This is a genomic window from Dactylosporangium sp. CA-139114, assembly GCF_050955725.1.
Lineage (GTDB): Bacteria > Actinomycetota > Actinomycetes > Mycobacteriales > Micromonosporaceae > Dactylosporangium.
In genome coordinates, this window is record NZ_CP192080.1 from 9,885,427 (window position 1) to 9,904,303 (window position 18,877).

Below are 18,877 nucleotides of genomic sequence, written 5' to 3' on the forward strand. Positions count from 1 at the left end.
TTCCGCAGCAGCAAGGCCGCTCAAGCCCGCCGGTGGCCGCCAGGACGGCCGTCGAGCGCCTAACCCTCGCTCTTCAGGAAGTGTTCGCGGACCACGTACGTGGGGCGGCCCATGCCGTGGGCGTGTACGCGCCCGAGGTACTCCCCCAGCACCCCGATCCCGATCATCTGCGCCGACGAGAAGATCGTGATCAGCGAGGCGAGCGTCGTGAACCCGGCGACCTTCGTGTCCCCGGTGAAGTAGAGCCACACCAGGCGCGCGGTGAGCAGCACCCCGCAGACGCCGATGAGGAAGCCCAGGTACGTCACGAGCCGCAGCGGCTTCGTCGAGTAGCCGAGGATCATGTTGATCGCGTGCTTCATGAGCGACCGGAACGTGAAGCCCGACCGCCCCTCGGTGCGCTGGTCCATGCGTACCACGACCGAGCCGACCCGGGTGGTGGTCCACGACAGCACGATGTCCACGGACACGTGCGGGCCGCTCACCTGGTCGAAGCCGGACCGCAGGAAGGTGCGGAAGATGCGCAGCGCCCCGAGCACGTCCGCGTTCGGGATGCCCATGGTGCGGCCCATCACCAGGTTCTTGGCGCCCCACGAGCTGAGGTTGCGCAGCATCCCGTGCTCCTCGGCCTCGGAGACCGCGTAGACCACGTCGAGGTCGTCGGTCAGCGCGGCGACGAGCTTGGGCAGCTCCTCCGGCGGGTGCTGCAGGTCGTCGTCCATGGTGATGATCCGCTCGCAGGACGCGGCCCGGATGCCGGCGATGAGCGCGTTGTGCTGGCCGTAGTTGCGGGCCATCCGGATCGCCTGCACGTGGGGGTGCTCGGCGGCCAGGTCGCGGGCGACGTCCCAGGTGGCGTCGGTGCTGTCGACCACGAGGATGATCTCGTGCACCGGGTCGATCGCCGGCAGGACCGCGTCCAGCCGCTGGACGAGCCGCGGCAGGATGCTCGCCGAGCGGTAGCAGGGGACGACGACGGAGACGGACACGCGGAGCTCCAAAAAGAAATCAAGCGACCGTGATGATGCGGGTGAACTCGTGCAGCAGGTCGAGGCCGTCCCAGACGCCGGCGAAGGTCAGCGCCTGGCCGAACGGCACGATCCGGTCCAGGCCGCGCCCGGCCACGAGGGTGACGAAGTCGTCGAGCTCGGCGAGCGTGAAGCCGAAGTGCGCGAGGGTCTGGTCCTTGCGCCGGATCGCCGGGGCGAGCTCGGCGAGCGAGCCGACGGTGACGTGGCAGACCGTGCCGGCGCCGAGCCAGCCGCGCTGCAGCTCCTCCAGGCCGGCCAGCTCCACCTCGGCCAGCGCGTTGCCGGCGAACGTGACCCGGGTCGCGGCGCCCTCGGCGGCCAGCCCGTAGGTGGCCACGTACTTCTCCACCGCCATGGCCGGATCGACCGTCCACTTGCGCAGCGAGATCTCCTCGGCCAGCAGGCCCGTGAACTCGGCGCGGGCGTCTTCGGCGTCCGCGGGCTCGCCCACCCAGCACAGGTCCCGCGGCGAGGAGCACGCGGCCTGGTCGAACCAGTAAAGGTCGTTGGCGAACCCGGCGACCGCCGCGCGCCGCTGCTGTGCCGTGGCCGCGCGCCAGCCGGCGACCGAGATCGCCGCGAACGAGCTGCGGTCCGGGAAGGCCAGCTCGCGCGCCAGCGGGCGGATCGGGTGGCGGCGCAGCGCGGTCACCGAGGCGTCCCCGCCCCAGAGCACCCGCAGGTCACACGCCGCGCTGAGGGCCGCGGTCAGGGTGTCGTCGCGCTCGTACGTCACCATCCGCTGCGTCTGCGCCACGGCCGGATCGGCATCGGCGAGCACGTCGTTGAGCGCCTCCAGCACCGCGTCGGCCGCGCCGGCCGAGCGGCTGGAGATGCGCACCACGTTGTGGTTGCCGGCCAGCGCGGAGAGCGCCCAGCTGTACACGAAGATCGTGTCCACGTTCGCCGGCGGGAAGTGCAGCACGAGGCCGCGGGGGGCCCGGCGCTGGCCGGCCACGCCGTCGCCGAGGCGGGCCACCGCCCGCGCCAGCTCGCCCTTGCGCAGGAAGAAGCCGAGCGAGCCCAGCTCCGGGTGGCGTCGCGCCACGTCGGGGCGCAGCAGGCGGCGGGAGAACGCGACGAGGAAGTCGCGGATGCGCTCGTCGCCGACGACCAGGCGCCCGCCCGGCGGCTCGGCGTTGACGTCGGTCAGGAGCGTGTCCAGGCCGACGCCGGCCGAAAAATGCGGAAATTTCACCATGAACTGGCTCAAACGACTGCCCCCACGAACGTGTCGCTGCAGCCCCGAGCCTCGGCCCGGGGCAGGCGGCCCAGGATCGAGAACCGCTTCCCGGGCCAGGCCCCGTCGTCGATGCCGTGGACCACGCCGAGGTCCTCGGTGAGCAGGACGTGGCCGGGGTACGACTCCGGCAGCGTCGAGAGCACCTCGACCAGCCCGGGGCGGCCGGGCGGCAGCGGCTCCCAGGTGTCGGGGTCGCGGATCACGACGTCGGCGAAGTCGGGGCAGTACAGCGAGTCGCCGTCGGGCCCCTCGAGGTAGACGACCCCGATCTGCTCCACCATCCCGTAGAAGTTGTGGATGCGCGTCAGGCCCGTGTCGGTGCGGAAGGCGCGGCGGAACTCGGCGTTGCCGACCCGGCGATCGGCGAGCTTCTTCCACCCGCCCGAGTGCACGAGGATCCCGTTGGCCAGGTCCAGCCGGTGGTCGCGGGCGAGCTCGTAGAGGTACTGCCACACCATGAAGGTGAAGCCGAACACCAGGAACGGCCCGTCCCCGTGCGCCGCCAGGAAACCGCGGACCGCGTCGGCGTCGGGGCGCCCGGCCTCGTCCAGGGCCCAGACGTGGTCCCGGCCGAACGTGGCCATGCCCAGCACGCCCGCGCCCCGGGCGCTGAACGAGCGCCGGTCCTTGATCACCGACTTGGTGTCGACCACGAGCATCGGCAGCCGGCGCGGGCCCAGCACGGTCTGCAGGGTCTCGCCGAGCATCCGGGTCTGCGCGGCGGCGGCCGCCTTGTCGAGGTAGATCCGGCTCACGTCGCCGGTGGTCCCGCTGGAGGTGAGGACCTTGAACACCTCGTCGTCGGGGATGCTCTTGAGCGCGTGGGTCTTGAACAGCCGGACCGGCAGCCAGGGCAGCTCGGCGGTGTCGCGGTACACGCGGCCGGTGGGGTGCCCGGTCGCGGCGAGGATGTTGGCGTACGCGGAGCCCCGCGCCCGGTGCCGCTCGGTCAGCTCGATGAGCCGCGGCAGCAGCCGCGCCTCCTTCTCGAGCTCCGGCAGCGTGAAGACGGTCATCGCAGACCCTCCAGCGCGCGGTAGTCGACCTTGCCGTTGCTCAGCAGCGGCAGGGCCTCGATCGGGCGCACGTCGAAGCCGGTCCAGTGCAGCTTGAGCCGGTCGGCCAGGGTCCGGCGCAGGTGCGGCGGCTCCCCGTCGGTGACGAAGACGACCAGCTTGTCGTCGCCGGAGACGGCCGCGGCCGGCACGGGCAGCATCCGCTCGACGTCGTCGAGGTTGAGCCGCACCCCGAAGACCTTGCCGAAGCGCCTGCGGCGCCCGTCGATCCAGAGGTACCCGTCCGCGTCGAGCCGCCCCAGGTCGCCGGTCACGAGCAGGCCGCCGTGGTCGTCCCCGCGCGCGAGGTCGGCCGCGGTCTCGGCGTAGCCGAGCATCACGTTGGGGCCGCGGTAGAGCACCTCGCCGCGCACGTCCGGCGCGGTGGTCTCGGTGCCGTCCTCGAGCCGGATGCTCAGCCGCCCGCCGGGGACCGCGGGGCCGACCGAGCCGAGCTTCTCGCCGAGGCGGCCGGCCGGGAGCGTGGTGAGGCGCGGGGCGGCCTCCGTCTGGCCGTACATGACGAACAGCCGCCCGCCGACCGAGGCCATCCGCTCGTGGAAGTCGCGGACGAGCTCCGGGCGCAGCCGGCCGCCGGCCTGGGTGAGCGTGCGCAGCGCCGGGTGCCGGGCGGGGTCGAAGCGCAGGCGGACCAGCATCTCGTACTGCGACGGCACCAACGCCAGCGAGGTCACCCCGAGGCCGTCGACGGCGGGCCAGAACCCGCGGCCGAGCAGCCCCTCGGGCTCGACGACCAGCGTGGCCCCGGCGGCCAGGTGGGTGTTGAGCACGGACATGCCGTAGCTGTAGTAGAACGGCAGCGCGCTGATCGCGACCTCGGCCCCGGTGATCCCGAGCGCCTCGATGATCGAGTCGGCGTTGGCCAGGACCGCGCGGCGCGACAGCCGCACCAGCTTCGGGTCGCCCGTCGAGCCGGACGTGGCCAGCAGCACCGCGAGGTCCGGGTGGGGCGCGGTCTCCGGGGGCGTCTCGCGCACCCAGCCGTCGGCGACGGCCTGGTACGACTTCGGCAGCTCCTCGGCGACGGGCCCGAAGACGGCGGCCGGCTCGAAGCGGTCGACGAACTCAAGCAGGGTCTCGTCCGGCAGCCCGGGGTCGAGCAGCGCGACGGGGCGCCCGGTCTCGAAGGCGGTCACGTACCGGACCACGGCCTCCACCGTGGTCGGCATGCGCAGGAGCACCACGCCGGGCGGGACGCCGTCGAAGAGCCCCGGCCGCACCAGCTCCCGCACGACGTCCCCGGTCGCCGCGTCGATGATCCGCGCGTTCGGGTGGCGCAGGGTCGTCATACGACCACCCCTCCGTCGACGCCGATCACCTGGCCGGTGACGAACCGGGCCTTCGGCGAGAGCAGGAACGCGACCACGTCGGCGACCTCCTCGGGCCGGCCCAGGCGGCGCAGCGGGGTCGCCGCGATCCGCTCGGCCCGCCCGGTCTCGTCGAGCGAGGCGAGCATGTCGGTCTCGACGAACCCGGGCGCGACCGCGTTGACGCGGATGCCCGCGGGCCCGAGCTCCTTGGCCGCGGCCCGCGCGAGCCCGGCGACGGCGGCCTTGGAGGCGCCGTAGACCGCCTGGCCCGCGGCGCCGGACGTGCCCATGACGGATGCGAGGAGCACGACGGCGGGCGCCGTACCGCGCCGCAGCAGCTTCACCGCCGCCTGCAGCGTGTGCGCGGCGCCGGCCGCGTTCACGGCGAAGAGCCGGTCGACGGCCTCGGCGCCCATCATCCCGAGCAGCCCAGCCTCGTGCACGCCCGCGTTGACGACCAGCGCGTCGAGGCGGCGGTGGCGCTCGAAGACGGCGCGGACCATGTCGGCCACGTCGCCGGGGCGGCTCACGTCGCCGTGCACGAGCAGGTGCTCGCCCGGGATCGCCTCGGCCGTGGCCTTGGCCGAGCCCTCCTCGCGCCCGTGCAGCGCGAGCTGGTAGCCCTCGGCGGCCAGGGCCGCGGCGACCGCCCGGCCGATCCCGCGGGACGAGCCGGTGACCAGGGCGACCCGCGTGTGGTCAGCCGGCGAGCGCAACGTCGTGCTTCCCCAGGATCTCGACGGCCTTGTCGAAGGAGCTCAGGTCGATGACCTCGTCGGTGTCGATCATGACGTCGAAGGCGTCCTCGATCTCGGCGATCAGCGTCAGGTGCGCCAGCGAGTCCCACTGCTCGATGCCGCGGTACTCCAGCCGGTCGACGTCGAGGTCCTCCGGCAGCCCGAGCGCCGTGCGGAACGCGGCGCGGAGACGGTCGAGGTTGCTCATCGGCGGTCCTTCGGGGTCGGCGCATCCCTGAGGGTGGTGCGCGAGTTGTACGGATCGTCATGCGGTTCAACGACCCAGGAGGTCCCGAAGGTGCTGCGCGAGGCCCGCGAGTCCGACGTGGAGACGATCCGGAGCTGGCGAAACCACCCGAAGACCAGGGGTGCGAGCATCCACACGGCGTTCATCACGCCCGAGGGGCACGCCCAGTGGTGGGGCAACGTGTGCTCGGACCCGGCCCGGCGCGTGCTGATCTTCTCCTATCGGGGGCGGGACTGCGGCGTCGTGACCTTCAACGATCACGATCCGGCCGCCGGTACCGCCGAATGGGGCTTCTTCCTCGACGTCGACGGCCTCGAGGCGCGCGGTGAGCTGCTGCCGGCCTGGATGGAGCTGGAGAAGGCGGCGGTCGCCTACGCGTTCGGGGAGATGGACCTGCGCGCGTTCGGCGGCCGTACGCTCGCGTGGAACAAGCCGGTCATCGCGCTGCACAAGCGCTTCGGCTTCGTGGAGGTGCCGTCGCGGCGGTACACCACCGAGATCGACGGCACCGAGCAGCTCGTCGTGTGGACGGAGAAGTCGCGTACAACCTGACCGTCGTCCGCACCCGTCTCAGGGAGGACAAATTCCTGGGAGGTAGGGATGGACGACTACGTCGAGTACGTCACGGCCCGGCTGCCGGCCCTGCACCGCCTCGCCTTCGTGCTCAGCGGCGACGCGCACCGCGCCGACGACCTGGTGCAGCAGACCATCACCACGCTCTACGTGAAGTGGTCGAAGGTGCGGCGGGCGGAGCACCTGGATCGCTACGTCCGCAGCATGCTCGTCAACACGTTCATCGACGAGCGCCGACTGGCCTGGTCTCGGGTGCGGCTGTTCGCGGCGCCTCCCGAACGCATCTCGCCCGAGGACGACCGGGACGAGCGGACGGCCGTGCGTCAGGCTCTCGCCCGCGTGCCCCGCCGCCAGCAGGCGGTGCTGGTGCTGCGGTTCTTCTACGACCTGCCCGTCGCCGAGGTGGCCGAGATCCTCGGCGTCCGCGAAGGCACGGTGAAGAGCCAGACCTCACACGGCCTGACGGCCCTGCGCAAACTGCTCGGCGAGCAGACGGTCGCCGCCCTGACCGAGGAGCGCTGACATGGTGGAACTGAACGAGCACAACGCCGGCGACCTGTTCCGGGCCGGCCTGTCCCCCGAGCCCCCGCGCCCGCCCCGCGTCGACGTCGCGATCGCCATGCGCGACGGCCGCCGCCGGCGCGCGGCCCGCCGGGCCGCGCTCGTGGGCGGAATCGCCGTCGCCGCCGCGATGGCGGTCGCGGTGCCGGCCGCGCTGGCCCTGACCCGGAACGAGAGCGCGCCGCCCGGCCTCGACCCGACGGCGGTCGCGAGCGAACATCCGGTCAACCCGAACACCGGCACCCCGGGCCCGACGGCCAGGCGCTCGCTGGAGGCGCCGCCGTTCGCCGAGCCGCCCACCAGCTGCACGGCCCACGAGCTGCCGTCTCCGTCGTCGGGCGGGGAGTCGACGCTGGTGACCGCCGGCTCGCCGAACGGCAAGGTGCATTTCGGGCTGCTCTACCGCGCCGACGGCGAGAAGCAGGTGGTGCGCTGGCGCGCCGGCCAGCCCGCCCTCCTCGCGTTCGAGGGCGACGAGCCCCGGATCCAGTCGGTCAACAACAACGGCGAGGCGGTCGGCGACTCTCTGGTCAACGGCACGGAGACCGCCTGGTTGCTCGGCGCCGACGACCAGGTGAAGCGGCTGCCCGGCGGCGAGCACGCGCACGCCGTCGCGATCAACGGCGTCGGCGAGGTGGCCGGCAGCCGCGGCTCGGACGGCCCGGGCGGCCGCCCGACGGTGTGGCGCGACACCGGGGCGCCCCCCGTGGACCTGCCACTGCCGGCGGGGGCGACGGGCGGCCAGGTTCGGGCCATGGACGACTGGGGCAGCGTCTTCGGCTCGGTGACCTTCGGCACCCGGGAGCTGCCCTACACCTGGGCGCCGGACGGCACGGGCCGGCAGCTGCCGCTGCCACCGGGCACGCCGACCTCACCGAGCGGCGGCCCGAAGCCCGGGCCGAGCTCGATCGTCTACGACGCCCGGGCGGGCTGGGCGGTCGGCATCACGGGGCTGTACTCCCCGACCCCCCGGCCGGTCCGCTGGAACATGCTGACGAACACGGTCGAGGTGCTGACCGGCCTCGACAGGGCCACGGCGGTCAACGGCATGGGCTTCACGATCGGGAACACCGCGGCCGGCCGGGGCGTGCTGCTGGCCGAGGACCAGCGCATCGTCCTCCCGGCGATCCTGAACCCCGGCAAGGACCGGCCCAACACGCCGGCGACCATCAGCGACGACGGCCGCACCATCGCCGGCCAGGCCTGGAGGGACAGCAACACCTTCCAGGCCGTGGTCTGGAACTGCCACTAGCCGCTAGGAGAGATCGGGCATGCGGCCCGGCGCGAGCCGGTCCTCGGGGTCGAGGGCCAGCTTGAGCCAGGCCGCCGCGCCCGGCAGCGGCTCGGGGCCGTAGCTCTCCACCAGCTCGCGCAGGTCGAGCGGGGCCCGCAGCAGGGTGCAGCCGCCGCCCCCGCGGGCCAGCAGCACGGTGCGGGCGGCGGTCAGCATGCCGTCCAGCCGCTCCGGGGTGACGGTGTCGGGCAGCGCGACGTGCGCGACGCCCAGGCCCACCGACCCGCGCACCGGCACCGGGACGCCGGCCGCGTCCCGCAGCGCGTACACGACGGCGAAGAGCTCGCTGGAGCGTCCCCAGATCTTGAGGCCGACGTCCTCGGCCGCGAACGGGTAGCGGCCCCACCAGGCGGGCGGGAGCGGCTCGACGCTCGCCCCGCCGCCGAGCAGCTTCGCGGCCGACTCGGCCCGGTGCGCGACGAACGCCTCGTCGCCCTCGAAGAGCGCGGCGAGCTCGGCCGGGCGGACCCCGGCGCCGCCGGGCAGGTCGGCCTCGATCGCGGCCGGCTCCAGCGGCGAGGCGACCAGGGCCTCGGTGAGCTGCTGGACCTCCCGCGGGGTCGACACCGGGCGCACGACCCAGGCGCGCGCGGCCGGGATCGGCTCCAGCCGCACGGTCGCCTCCGTGATCACGCCGAGGGTGCCGTAGGAGCCGCAGACGTACGGCGTCAGATCCCGCCCCTCGACCGAGCGCTCGAGGCTGCCCTCGTCGAGCGCGACCCGCACGCCGGACACGAGGTCGCGCGGGGCGCCGAAGCGGTGCCGCAGCGGGCCGGCCTCGTTGGTGGCCAGCACCCCGCCGAGGGTCGCGCCCGGGGAGCCGACGTCGAGCGGCAGGCGGCGCCCCTGCTTGAGCAGCATCGCGCGCAGCGCCCGCAGCGGCGTCCCGGCCGCGACGGTCGCGGCGCTCCGGTCGGGCGCGAGGTCCAGCACGCCGGTCAGGCGCCCGACGTCGAGCAGCACGTCGGCGTGGCTCGGCGGGCTGCCCCAGTCGAGCTTCGTCCCCGCGCCGGACGCGACGACGGAGAGGCCCTCGGTCGCCGTGAACCGCAGCACCGCCGCCACCGCCGCGGCGTCCCCGGGCTCGGCCACCCAGCCGACCGGCACACCGTCGACGGTGTCGCCCGGCCCCGCCTCCCACGCGTGGTCCGCCCCACAGGCCTCGGCCAACGCCTCGATCACCGTCACCGCACACTCCCGCTTCCCTGGTGTCACCCGCCGTGGACGTGGGGAAGATCGGTCGCTGGGATTCGCGGCTGCCCGGATGACGACATGATCCAGACATTCCCAATGACACGCTCGACTACATCCGGACCTCGATCGAATGCACATGGTGCATCAACCGACACCGAACATACGTTCGAAAGCGTATTGGGTCGCTAGGACAGCCGCAAGACCTGCTTGAGGAAGGCCGCCCGGTCGGTGGCGGCCGCGGCGAACCCGGCCAGGTCATGACCAGTGTCGTAGTCCTTGCGCTGCTTGGCGCCGGCGACCGCGGCGGCGAGCTCGGCCCGCTCGGCCTCGGGCACGACGGTGTCCTGGGTGCCGAACTGCAGCAGGACGGAGCGCTTGCCCCCGACGGCGACGTAGGGGCCGGCGTCGAAGCGCGCCAGGGAGTCGAGGTAGCCGTGCCAGTCGGCCGGCACCTTCTGCTTCACCATCCAGCGGGAGAAGCGGCTGGTCCCGCCGGCGAGCACGGCGCCGTTGATGCGGGACTCGAGGCCGAGCAGCACCGCGCCGAGGGCGGCGCCGGAGTGGTGCCCGGCGTAGCCGACCCGCGAGCCGTCACAGTCGCTGCGCCGGATGAGCAGGTCGAAGGCGCGGCGCTGGGCGACCACGGCGGCGGCGACCATCTTCGCGTCGGCGGCCGGGTCGCCGGTCGGCTTCATCGGCAGGCTGGTGATCATGACCAGCGCCTTCATCTTGGCGATGGCGGTGGCCTCGGCGAGAAGCTTGTCCCGGTCGCCGTCGGGGCCGGTGCCGAAGACGATGGCGGGCATCCGCAGGGTGTCGCCGGGGATGTCGGCGCTCACGACGTACGCGGGGATCTCGTCGTTGCCGCGCGTGTCGGAATACGTGATGTCCTCGAGAATGACCCCGTCGCCGGTGCGCCGGTCGGTGAGCTGCGCGTTGAGCGTGGAGCCCTTGTCGTAGTTGTAGAGCTTCTTGAGCTCCGCGATCGCCACCGCGGGTGGGACGTACCCCGAGGGATCGAACGTCGACGCCGCCTGGGACGCGGAGCTCGGCGAGGCGGAACCGCCCGCCGGGGACCCGCTCCCCGTGCCCGGTGTCGACGACGAACCCTCGGAGCACGCTTGGACCAGCATTGCTGCCAGTCCGGTCACCCCGATGTGCAACACCCCGCGACGCCGCACCGTCATCCCTCCGTGGTCTCGCCCGAACTACGAGACCTTGACGGTACCGGCGTCGCTCTCTCCTGATGGACAGACCGCCCAACGACGCGCTCGGTTGCATATCCGCGCGCGGGTTTTGCCGGGGCCGGGGGTAACGTTTGGCCGTGTGACGACCGAGCAGCCGCCCACCGCGAAGCGGATCCCGCACGAGCGGGTCCACCACGGCGACACCGTGGTCGACGAGTATTTCTGGCTCCAGAACCGCGACGACCCCGACACGATCGCCTACCTGGAGGCCGAGAACGCGTTCACCAACGCGGCGACGGCCCATCTCGAGCCGCTGCGCGAGACGCTGTTCAATGAGATCAAGTCGCGCACCAAGGAGACCGACCTCTCGGTGCCGACCCGCAAGGGCGGGTACTGGTACTACACCCGCACCGAGGAGGGCAAGCAGTACGGCATCCACTGCCGGGTGCCCGCGGCGGAGGGTCGCGACGCGCCGCCCGAGATCGGCGACGGCACCCCGCTGCCCGGCGAGGAGGTGCTCCTCGACGGCAACGCGCTCGCGGGCGACTCCGAGTACTTCGCCCTCGGCACGTTCGACCTGAGCGTGGACGGGCAGCTGCTGGCGTACAGCACCGACTTCTCCGGCGACGAGCGCTTCACGCTGCGGGTCAAGGACCTGCGCACGGGCGAGGACCGGCCCGACGTCATCGAGAACGCGTTCTACGGCTCGGCGTGGTCCGCCGACGGCTCGACGCTGTTCTACGTGACGGTCGACGAGGCCTGGCGGCCCAACCGCGTGTGGCGTCACACGATGGGGACGACCGGCGAGGACGCGATCGTCTTCGAGGAGCCCGACGAGCGCTTCTGGGTCGGCATCGAGCTCACGCGCTCGGAGCGGTTCCTGCTCATCGACGTCAACAGCAAGGTCACCAGCGAGGTGCTGGTGATCCCGGCCGACGCGCCGCTGACTCCGCCGCGCTCGATCGCGCCCCGGCGGCAGGGCGTGGAGTACTCGGTCGAGCACCACGGCCACCGCTTCCTGATCCTGCACAACGACGGCGCCGAGGACTTCGCGCTCGCCTACACCTCGGTGGACAACCCGGGCGACTGGACCACGCTCATCGAGCACGAGCCCGGCACCCGGCTGCTGCAGGTCGACGCGTTCTCCGGGCACCTGGTGGTCTCGCTGCGCCGCGACGGGCTGACCGGCCTCCGGGTGGTGCCGCTGCAGGGGGCCGCGCACTACGACATCGCCTTCCCCGAGCCGCTGTACTCGGTCGGCCCGGAGGCGAACCTGGAGTACGACACCACCTCGTTCCGCCTGCACTACGTGTCGATGGTGACCCCGGACTCGGTGTACGACTGCAACCTGGACAGCGGCGAGCTGACCCTGCGCAAGCAGAAGCCGGTGCTCGGCGACTTCGACGCGTCCCGCTACGAGCAGCACCGCGAGTGGGCGATCTCCGGCGACGGCACGCGGGTGCCGATCTCCATCGTGGCGCGCAAGGGCACGCCGCGGGACGGCTCCACGCCGGCGGTGCTGTACGGCTACGGCTCCTACGAGTCCTCCATGGACCCGTGGTTCTCGATCCCCCGCCTGTCGCTGCTCGACCGCGGGGTCGTCTTCGCCATCGCGCACATCCGCGGCGGCGGGGAGATGGGCCGGCGCTGGTACGACGAAGGCAAGATGCTGGCCAAGAGGAACACGTTCACGGACTTCATCGCCTGCGCCGAGCACCTGGTCAAGGCCGGCTGGACGGCGCCGGACCGGCTCATCGCCCGCGGCGGCTCGGCGGGCGGCCTGCTCATGGGCGCGGTGGCCAACCTGGCGCCCGGGGCCTTCGGCGGGATCGTGGCGCAGGTGCCGTTCGTCGACGCGCTCAACACGATCCTGGACCCGTCGCTGCCGCTCACCGTCACGGAGTGGGAGGAGTGGGGCAATCCGCTGCAGGATCCGGAGGTGTACGCGTACATGAAGTCGTACACCCCCTACGAGAATCTCGCGGCGGTGCCGTACCCGGCGATCCTGGCGGTCACCAGCCTCAACGACACCCGGGTGCTCTTCCACGAGCCGGCCAAGTGGGTGGCCCGGCTGCGGGTGACGTCCCCGTCGACCCACGTGCTGCTCAAGACCGAGATGGGCGCGGGGCACGGCGGGCCGAGCGGGCGCTATGACGCGTGGCGCGAGGAGGCCTTCGTCGTGGCCTGGCTCCTCGATCGGGTCGGCCTGGCCTGACGCTCGGGCGGGTTGTCCACAGGCTGTGGACAACAACCTGTGGACAACCCGCCGCCAGCCTGTGGAAAACTCCGTCGGAACGAGCGCCCGAGCGCGGCGTGACTGTGCGGATCCCCACAGGCATTACCCACAGCCTGTGGACAACCTCAAGCGAACAGCTTCGCGGCGAGCTCGGGCGCGATGTTGCCGCCGCTGATCACCGCGACCGTCCGGCCGGCCGGCAGCTCGTCGCGCCGGTGCAGCACCGCGGCCGTGGCCACCGCGCCGCTGGGCTCGACGATGAGCCGGGCCTTGCGCGCGAGCGTGCGGACGGTGTCGAGGATCTCCTCCTCGCTGACGGTCACGATCGCGTCGAGGTAGGTCGACAGGTGGGCCAGCGTCAGCTCGGACAGCGGCGTGCGCAGCCCGTCGGCGACGGTGGCGAGCATCCGCTCGACCGGCCAGACCCGGACCATGCCCGCGGCGAGGCTCTCAGCGGCGTCGGCCGCGACGGCGGGCTCCACGCCGATGACCGCCACGTGCGGGGCGAGCGACTTGATCGCGGTCGCGACCCCGGAGGAGAGTCCCCCGCCGCCGACCGGCACGACGACCACGTCGACGTTGGAGAGGTCCTCGAAGATCTCCAGCCCGATGGTGCCCTGGCCGGCGATGATGTCGGGGTGGTCGTACGGCGGGATCAGCGTCAGCCCCCGCTCCTCGACCAGCCGCTTGGCCTCGATCTCGCGCTGCGCCTGCGAGACCAGGATGACCTCGGCGCCGTAGCCGCGGGTCGCCTCGATCTTCAGCGGGGTCGAGACGTCGGGCATGACGACCGTGACCGGCACCCCCAGCGCGCGGCCCGCGTAGGCGAGGGCCTGCCCGTGGTTGCCGGAGGAGTGCGTGACCACGCCGGCGCGCCGGCGCTCGAGGTCCAGACGGTGCAGCGCGTTGGTGGCGCCGCGGAGTTTGAACGCGCCGATGGGCTGCAGGCTCTCGGGTTTGAGCCACAGCTCCTCGGCCCAGGGGCTGGGCAGGAGCGGGGTGCGCACCACGAGCCCGGACACCCGCGCGGCCGCGTCGCGGATGTCGTCCAGGTGAACGAGGTTTTGCTGGAGGGCGGTCACGGCGCCAATCCTGACATCACCCGGCCCGGATCGCCCTCGTCCCTTGTGCCGAATGAGAGATCCATAACGTCGTGCCAGCTAGCCGGAGCTGTAGTAGCGCGCGGCCCCGGGATGCAGGGGGATGGGCTCGGTCTGCGGGGCGGCGCCCTTGTCGAAGTTGCCGCCCTCCGGATGCACCCGGCTCAGCTCCTGCTGATACTCGAACAGCACCTTGGCCAGGTCGTGCGCGAGCTGCTCGGGCATGTCGGGCGAGACGACGATGAAGTTGCCCACGGCGATCGTGTCGATGTCGGCGACGGTGTTGTACGCCGCCTTGGGGATCTTCGCGCCGCCGTAGACCGCCCCGTACTTCTGCGTGAGCGGCTGCAGCAGCTCGCCGAGCGGGATGATCGCGAACGCGTTCGGCTGGGTGTTGAGCAGGTCGGCGATGCCGGGCGTGGGCAGGCCGCCGGTGAAGAACAGCGCGTCGGTGGTGCCCGCCAGCATGCCCTTCGTGGTCTCCGGCAGCGACAGGCGCTGGCGCACCACGTCGGCGTCGGGGTTGAGCCCGCCGGCGGCGAGGATGCGCCCGGCCAGCACGTCCGCGCCCGAGCCCTGCGAGCCGGTGGAGACCCGCTTGCCGCGCAGGTCCGAGAACCTCGTGATGCCCGCGGCCCGGCGCACCACCAGGTGCTCGTAGCTCTTGTAGACCCGGGCCAGGGCCACGACCTTCTGCGGCTTGCCCTCGAAGGCGCCCTTGCCCGCGTAGGCGTCGGCGGCGGTGTCGGCCAGCGTCAGCGCGATGTCCATGTCGCCGCTCGCGACCCGCTGGATGTTCTCGCCGGACGCGCCGGTCGCCTCCGCACGGGCCTCGTAGCCCTTCACGTGCTTGGTGATCAGGTCGGCGTAGCCGCCGCCGAGCGAGTAGAACACACCGGTCGTGTTGCCGGTGGCGATGAACAGGCGCCCGCCGTGCCACAGCCCGGCGCCGGGGCGGTCGGACGTGCTCGAGCAGCCGGCGACGGCGAGGATCGCCGCCACCAGCGCTAACGCCAGATGCCGTCTCTTCAAGCGGACCTTCTCACCGGCTCAGCGGGACAGGGCGTCACGGGGCAGGGGGTCGAGCGCGTCGGCGACGCGGTGGACCAGCATCGCGGTCTCGTAGCCGACCTGGCCGAGATCGCAGCCCGGCGCCGCGAGGACGCCGAGCAGCGCCCGGTCGCCGACGGCCATCACGATCATGACGCCGCCGTCCATGTCGACGATGGTCTGGCGCACGTTGCCGGCCTGCATGACCCGGGCCGCCCCGAACACCAGGCTGGCCAGCCCGCTGATCACGGCCGCGAGGTGATCGGCCTGATCGATCGGGAGGTCGGCCGAGGCGGCCAGGCGCAGCCCGTCGCCGGACACGGTGATGGCGTGAGCCACGTCCGGGACCTGGCGCGCGAAGCTCACCATCAGCCAGTCGAGCTGTCCGGCGCCGTGGGTTTGCTGAGGCATCATGACGAGTCCTTTGTTCCTGGGGTTGTGCTGTTGGTGCGTCGTGCGGCCGCCGAGACGCCCTCGGCGAACGCGGACAACCGGGAGCGGATCTGCTCCGGGTCGACCGCCGCGGCGCTGCGGCTCTCGGCAGGTGGTTCGACGGATCCCGGCACCAGCTGGGCGCCGGGACGGCGACGGGGAAGATTGTCCTGATCCTGCTCCGGCATCGAGCCACCTCCGGCACTGGACGGGCTCCCCGGACGTGGCGGCCAAGTGCCGGGGGAACCCCAGGTGGTTTGTGCGGTGTACTGCGGCGGCCGGACCGGCGGGGTGGCCGGGGACGGGTTGACGGCCACCTGGGCCACGCCGCGCGGCGGGGTGTATCCGCCCGGCTGGACCCGCGGCGGCGCCGGCGGCGGGGTCACGGACCCGCCGGCGCCGGAGTTGCCACTGCTCAGATAGGGGCGGAACCATGGCGCCGGTCCACCCGCACCCGCGCCGGCGGGGGCCGGCGGGGCGGACTGCTCGGGCCGGCGCTGCTGCGGGATGTGCGAGGCCGCGGCCCGGGCGACGGACGGCTCGGGCCGGTGCGCCGACGTGACGTGCGGCGCCTCGGCGGCGACCGGCGGCTCGGGGCGGCCGAGCGGGGCGCCGACGGTGGAGGGCACCTGCACCGGCCGGGCCACGGGCGGCTGGACCGCCGGGATCGTCTCGGTCGGCGCGCCCCGGCCGACCGGCAGGGCCGCGACCTGCTCGAGCAGCCGGTGCGGCAGCTCGACGTAGGCGACCGTGCCGGAGCCGTTGCCGGTGGCGTAGAGCTGGACGCGGATGCCGTGGCGGGCCGCGAGGTGGGAGACCACGTGCAGGCCCATGGTGCCGGCGGCGGCACTGCTCAGGACGCTCGGCACGGCCAGCCGGGAGTTGATCTCGGCGAGGCGGGCCGGGAGGATGCCGATGCCCTGGTCGTGCACGCGGAGCATGGCGCCGTTGCTGGTGGACCGGGCGTCGACGGTGACCGGCTCGGTCGGCGGCGAGAAGGCGGTCGCGTTCTCGAGCAGCTCGGCCAGCAGGTGCACGAGGTCACCGACGACCGGGCCGGCGATGGCCAGGTCGGCCGGCTGGAACTCGACCCGGGCGAAGTCTTCGATCTCGGACGCCGCGGCGGTGATGACCGCGCCGAGCCCGACGGCGGCGGTCTGCGGGCGGCCGGGCTCGCCGCCGGAGAGGACCAGCAGGTTCTCCCCGTTGCGGCGCAGGCGGGCGGCGAGGTGGTCGAGGGCGAAGAGCCGGGCCAGCATGTCCGGGTCGGTCTCGTCGCGCTCGAACTCGTCGAGCAGCCGCAGCTGGCGGGTGATGAGGGTCCGGATGCGCCGGGCCAGCACCTCGGCCATGCGGGCGACGTCGACCCGCAGCTCGGCCTGCTCACCGGCGAGGCGCAGGGCGGTGCGGTGCACGGTGCCGAACGCCTCGGCCACCTGGCCGACCTCGTCGTTGAGGGCGGCGATGCCGCGCGTGACCTCGGCCGCGGTCTGCCCGTTCTCCATGAGCGACGGGGCCGGGGCCGCGGTGCCGGCGGAGACCGAGTTGATCGCGTCGGGCAGGTCGCGGCGGGCCACCTGCAGGGCCGCGCCGCGCAGCTGGTTGAGCCGGCGGGCGGTGCGGATGGCCAGCACGATGGCGATGGCCAGGGCGCCGAGGGCCAGCAGGACGGTCAGCAGACCGGTCGCCCAGGCCCGGCGGGAGGCGCTGAGCGCGATCTGCTCGGCGCGCGCGTCGAGCCGGTCGGCGATCTCGACGGAGACGATGCTGACGCGCCGGATCACGCCGCTCTGCGCGACGAACCAGGCGTCGGCGTCGACCTTGAGCCCGGCCGGGTCCCGCTCGGCGTCGCGCACCTTGGCGCTCATGCTGTCGGCGTTGTCCACGTCGGTGCCGCGGACCTCGCTGGTGTAGAGGGCCAGCTGGTCGCCGGTGGCGACCCGGCGGAACTCGGCCTCGCGCTGCCCGCGCGCACCCTCGACCAGCGCCAGGTTGCCCAGGTCGCCGGGCTGGAGGTTGCCGCGGCTGAAGATGGTGCGCAGGAGGTCGCGCTTGACGGCGGCGTAGTGCTCGACGAAGGCGCTGGCGGCCAGGGCGCGGGCGGCGTTGGAGAGCTCGATGTCCTCGATCTGGCCGGGGACGGCGTCGGCGACGGCCAGCAGCGCGTCGGCCAGACCGCCGTAGACGACGTCGGTGACCAGCACCATCGTGGCGGTGCCGTTGTCGATCGCGGCGCGGGTGAAGCCCAGCTGGCCGTAGTTCTCGCCGGCCACCCGCACCCGGTCGAACAGGGCGGGCACGGCGTCGACGGCCTTGGCGGCGTCGGCGAAGAAGCGCGAGGCGGCCTGGTCGGTGCGCGCCCGCTGGGCGGTGACCAGGGCGGCGCCGGCCTGCCCGCCGCGCTGGCGCAGCGCGCCGGTCTCGGCGAGCTCACGCTCGATCTCGTGGACGAAGAGCACGGCGCTGGTGGCCGTGATGCTCAGCGTCCGGGCGTTGCCGGCGTCGCGGGCCGAGTTCACCGCGTTGGTGACCTGGATGCCGCCCAGGGCGACGAGGCCGACCATCGCGACCACGATCGGCGCGAGGAGCTGGGCGCGGACGGACTGCAGCAGGCCCGCGCGGGGACCGCCGCCCCGCCGGTGCCCGGCCACCGAGGTGTCCGTGCCCGCCGCGCGGCGGGTCGGTCCGCCGGAGGTGACGCCGTGACGCGGCACCGGGGCGCGCGAGGAGCCGCTGCCTGCCACCGCCTGGCCTCCTAAAAGTAGCGACTCCTTGACGGAGCGTGCCGGGGAGAGCGCTCCAACGCCACGGCGTCAAAGCGGGATCCACTACGGAACACGATCAGGCACGCTACTGGAAGAGGTCGGATCCCTAAAGAGTCCTTAGCCGAACGGCCGAGTAGTTATGACTGTGCGTGACGACGACGTCGCACAACGAACCATGCAGCGGTCGCGGCGAGCGCCAGGACGATCCCGACGACGATCCACCGGCCGGATCCGGTCGATGGCGCTTCCACGGACGCGGGACTCGGCGAGACCGCGCCGGCGCTCGGCGCGACGGTCGCGCCGGGGGCACCGGCGGAGGCCGCCGCCGGGGACGCGGGCGGTCGGCCGGAGGGCGCCTGAGGGGTCGCTACCGGCGGGAGCGTCCCCGGCTCGGTGGGCAGCGCGGTGAGGCCCGGCAGGGTCGCCGAGGGGCCGAGGGGCTCCAGGATCGGCGGCGGACCGGGCAGCGGGGTCGGCCCGAGGGCCGCGCCGCCGATCAGCACCGCGGCCACGAGCGACTTCACGACCGTCCCAACGGCATCGGCGGGACGGGGTTGAGCCTTTTGCGAGGATTAAGGGAAGCTTTACGAGATCAGCCGCGCCGGTCGTTACCGGGGACGCGCACCGGGACCGGTTCGTCGTCCCGCAGGTTCTGCACGAACTTGTAGAACAGCGCGGCGGACAGGACCACGCAGACGGCCAGGACCGTCGCCGCGGTCAGGGCGGCGCGCGAGGTCGCCACCCAGCCGGCGTCGGCGAGCAGGACGAGCAGCCACATTGCGGCCGTCGCCTTCAGGACGCGGTTGCGGTATCGACTCATGCGCAGATGGATACCCTCCCG

The 18,877-nt window shown here is 73.1% G+C and carries 17 protein-coding genes; 4 read left to right on the forward strand and 13 right to left on the reverse strand.

The window, feature by feature from the left end; all coding sequences use genetic code 11:
• Positions 1 to 59 precede the first annotated feature (59 nt).
• The 6 genes from ACQP2P_RS44550 to ACQP2P_RS44575 are packed head-to-tail and all read right to left on the reverse strand — an operon-like array spanning position 60 to position 5,605.
• Positions 60 to 989: a glycosyltransferase family 2 protein gene (locus ACQP2P_RS44550; protein ID WP_433611531.1), complete on the reverse strand. Its 930-nt coding sequence runs from the start codon at positions 987 to 989 to the stop codon at positions 60 to 62.
• Positions 990 to 1,008: 19 nt separating this feature from the next.
• Positions 1,009 to 2,232 carry an acyl-CoA reductase gene (locus ACQP2P_RS44555; RefSeq protein ID WP_433611533.1) on the reverse strand — a complete coding sequence of 408 codons (1,224 nt, stop codon included), beginning with the start codon at positions 2,230 to 2,232 and terminating at the stop codon, positions 1,009 to 1,011.
• Between the two features lie 8 nt (positions 2,233 to 2,240).
• Positions 2,241 to 3,290 (reverse strand): acyl-protein synthetase, encoded by a 1,050-nt coding sequence (locus ACQP2P_RS44560; protein ID WP_433611535.1) that lies wholly within the window; start codon positions 3,288 to 3,290, stop codon positions 2,241 to 2,243.
• A complete protein-coding gene (locus ACQP2P_RS44565; protein WP_433611537.1) occupies positions 3,287 to 4,639 on the reverse strand; it encodes an AMP-binding protein in 1,353 nt (450 codons plus the stop codon). The genes ACQP2P_RS44560 and ACQP2P_RS44565 overlap by 4 nt, the downstream gene beginning before the upstream one ends.
• Entirely contained in the window at positions 4,636 to 5,376 is a 741-nt protein-coding gene (locus tag ACQP2P_RS44570) for an SDR family NAD(P)-dependent oxidoreductase (protein ID WP_433611539.1), read from the reverse strand. The genes ACQP2P_RS44565 and ACQP2P_RS44570 overlap by 4 nt, the downstream gene beginning before the upstream one ends.
• Positions 5,360 to 5,605 carry an acyl carrier protein gene (locus tag ACQP2P_RS44575; protein ID WP_350620558.1) on the reverse strand — a complete coding sequence of 82 codons (246 nt, stop codon included), beginning with the start codon at positions 5,603 to 5,605 and terminating at the stop codon, positions 5,360 to 5,362. Before ACQP2P_RS44575 ends, ACQP2P_RS44570 begins: the two co-directional genes overlap by 17 nt.
• 90 nt (positions 5,606 to 5,695) lie before the next feature.
• Here ACQP2P_RS44575 and ACQP2P_RS44580 point away from each other — a divergent pair, with 90 nt between their 5' ends.
• The 3 genes from ACQP2P_RS44580 to ACQP2P_RS44590 are packed head-to-tail and all read left to right on the forward strand — an operon-like array spanning position 5,696 to position 8,030.
• The gene (locus tag ACQP2P_RS44580; RefSeq protein WP_433611541.1) at positions 5,696 to 6,196 is read left to right on the forward strand and encodes a GNAT family N-acetyltransferase; all 501 of its coding nucleotides are present in this window, start codon (positions 5,696 to 5,698) and stop codon (positions 6,194 to 6,196) included.
• A gap of 48 nt (positions 6,197 to 6,244) precedes the next feature.
• Entirely contained in the window at positions 6,245 to 6,739 is a 495-nt protein-coding gene (locus tag ACQP2P_RS44585; protein ID WP_433611543.1) for a SigE family RNA polymerase sigma factor, read from the forward strand.
• A gap of 1 nt (position 6,740) precedes the next feature.
• Positions 6,741 to 8,030, forward strand: coding sequence for a hypothetical protein (locus tag ACQP2P_RS44590; protein WP_433611545.1), 1,290 nt, complete (start codon positions 6,741 to 6,743; stop codon positions 8,028 to 8,030).
• A gap of 3 nt (positions 8,031 to 8,033) precedes the next feature.
• Here the strand turns inward: ACQP2P_RS44590 and ACQP2P_RS44595 are convergent, their stop codons facing one another.
• On the reverse strand, positions 8,034 to 9,260 hold the full coding sequence (locus tag ACQP2P_RS44595) for an FAD-binding oxidoreductase (RefSeq protein WP_433611547.1): 1,227 nt from the start codon (positions 9,258 to 9,260) through the stop codon (positions 8,034 to 8,036).
• Between the two features lie 191 nt (positions 9,261 to 9,451).
• Entirely contained in the window at positions 9,452 to 10,258 is an 807-nt protein-coding gene (locus tag ACQP2P_RS44600; RefSeq protein WP_433611549.1) for a hypothetical protein, read from the reverse strand.
• Between the two features lie 334 nt (positions 10,259 to 10,592).
• Between ACQP2P_RS44600 and ACQP2P_RS44605 the strand changes: the two genes are divergently transcribed.
• Entirely contained in the window at positions 10,593 to 12,668 is a 2,076-nt protein-coding gene (locus tag ACQP2P_RS44605; protein ID WP_433611551.1) for a S9 family peptidase, read from the forward strand.
• A gap of 146 nt (positions 12,669 to 12,814) precedes the next feature.
• Here ACQP2P_RS44605 and ACQP2P_RS44610 read toward each other — a convergent pair whose 3' ends face one another.
• The 5 genes from ACQP2P_RS44610 to ACQP2P_RS44630 form a co-directional block, all read right to left on the reverse strand.
• Positions 12,815 to 13,771: a threonine ammonia-lyase gene (locus ACQP2P_RS44610; protein WP_433611553.1), complete on the reverse strand. Its 957-nt coding sequence runs from the start codon at positions 13,769 to 13,771 to the stop codon at positions 12,815 to 12,817.
• A gap of 78 nt (positions 13,772 to 13,849) precedes the next feature.
• Positions 13,850 to 14,821, reverse strand: coding sequence for a TAXI family TRAP transporter solute-binding subunit (locus tag ACQP2P_RS44615; protein WP_433611555.1), 972 nt, complete (start codon positions 14,819 to 14,821; stop codon positions 13,850 to 13,852).
• Between the two features lie 18 nt (positions 14,822 to 14,839).
• Entirely contained in the window at positions 14,840 to 15,253 is a 414-nt protein-coding gene (locus ACQP2P_RS44620; RefSeq protein WP_350620541.1) for a roadblock/LC7 domain-containing protein, read from the reverse strand.
• Entirely contained in the window at positions 15,250 to 18,015 is a 2,766-nt protein-coding gene (locus tag ACQP2P_RS44625; RefSeq protein ID WP_433611558.1) for a nitrate- and nitrite sensing domain-containing protein, read from the reverse strand. Before ACQP2P_RS44625 ends, ACQP2P_RS44620 begins: the two co-directional genes overlap by 4 nt.
• Positions 18,016 to 18,628: 613 nt before the next feature.
• Positions 18,629 to 18,856, reverse strand: coding sequence for a hypothetical protein (locus ACQP2P_RS44630; protein ID WP_433081403.1), 228 nt, complete (start codon positions 18,854 to 18,856; stop codon positions 18,629 to 18,631).
• Positions 18,857 to 18,877: the final 21 nt, after the last annotated feature.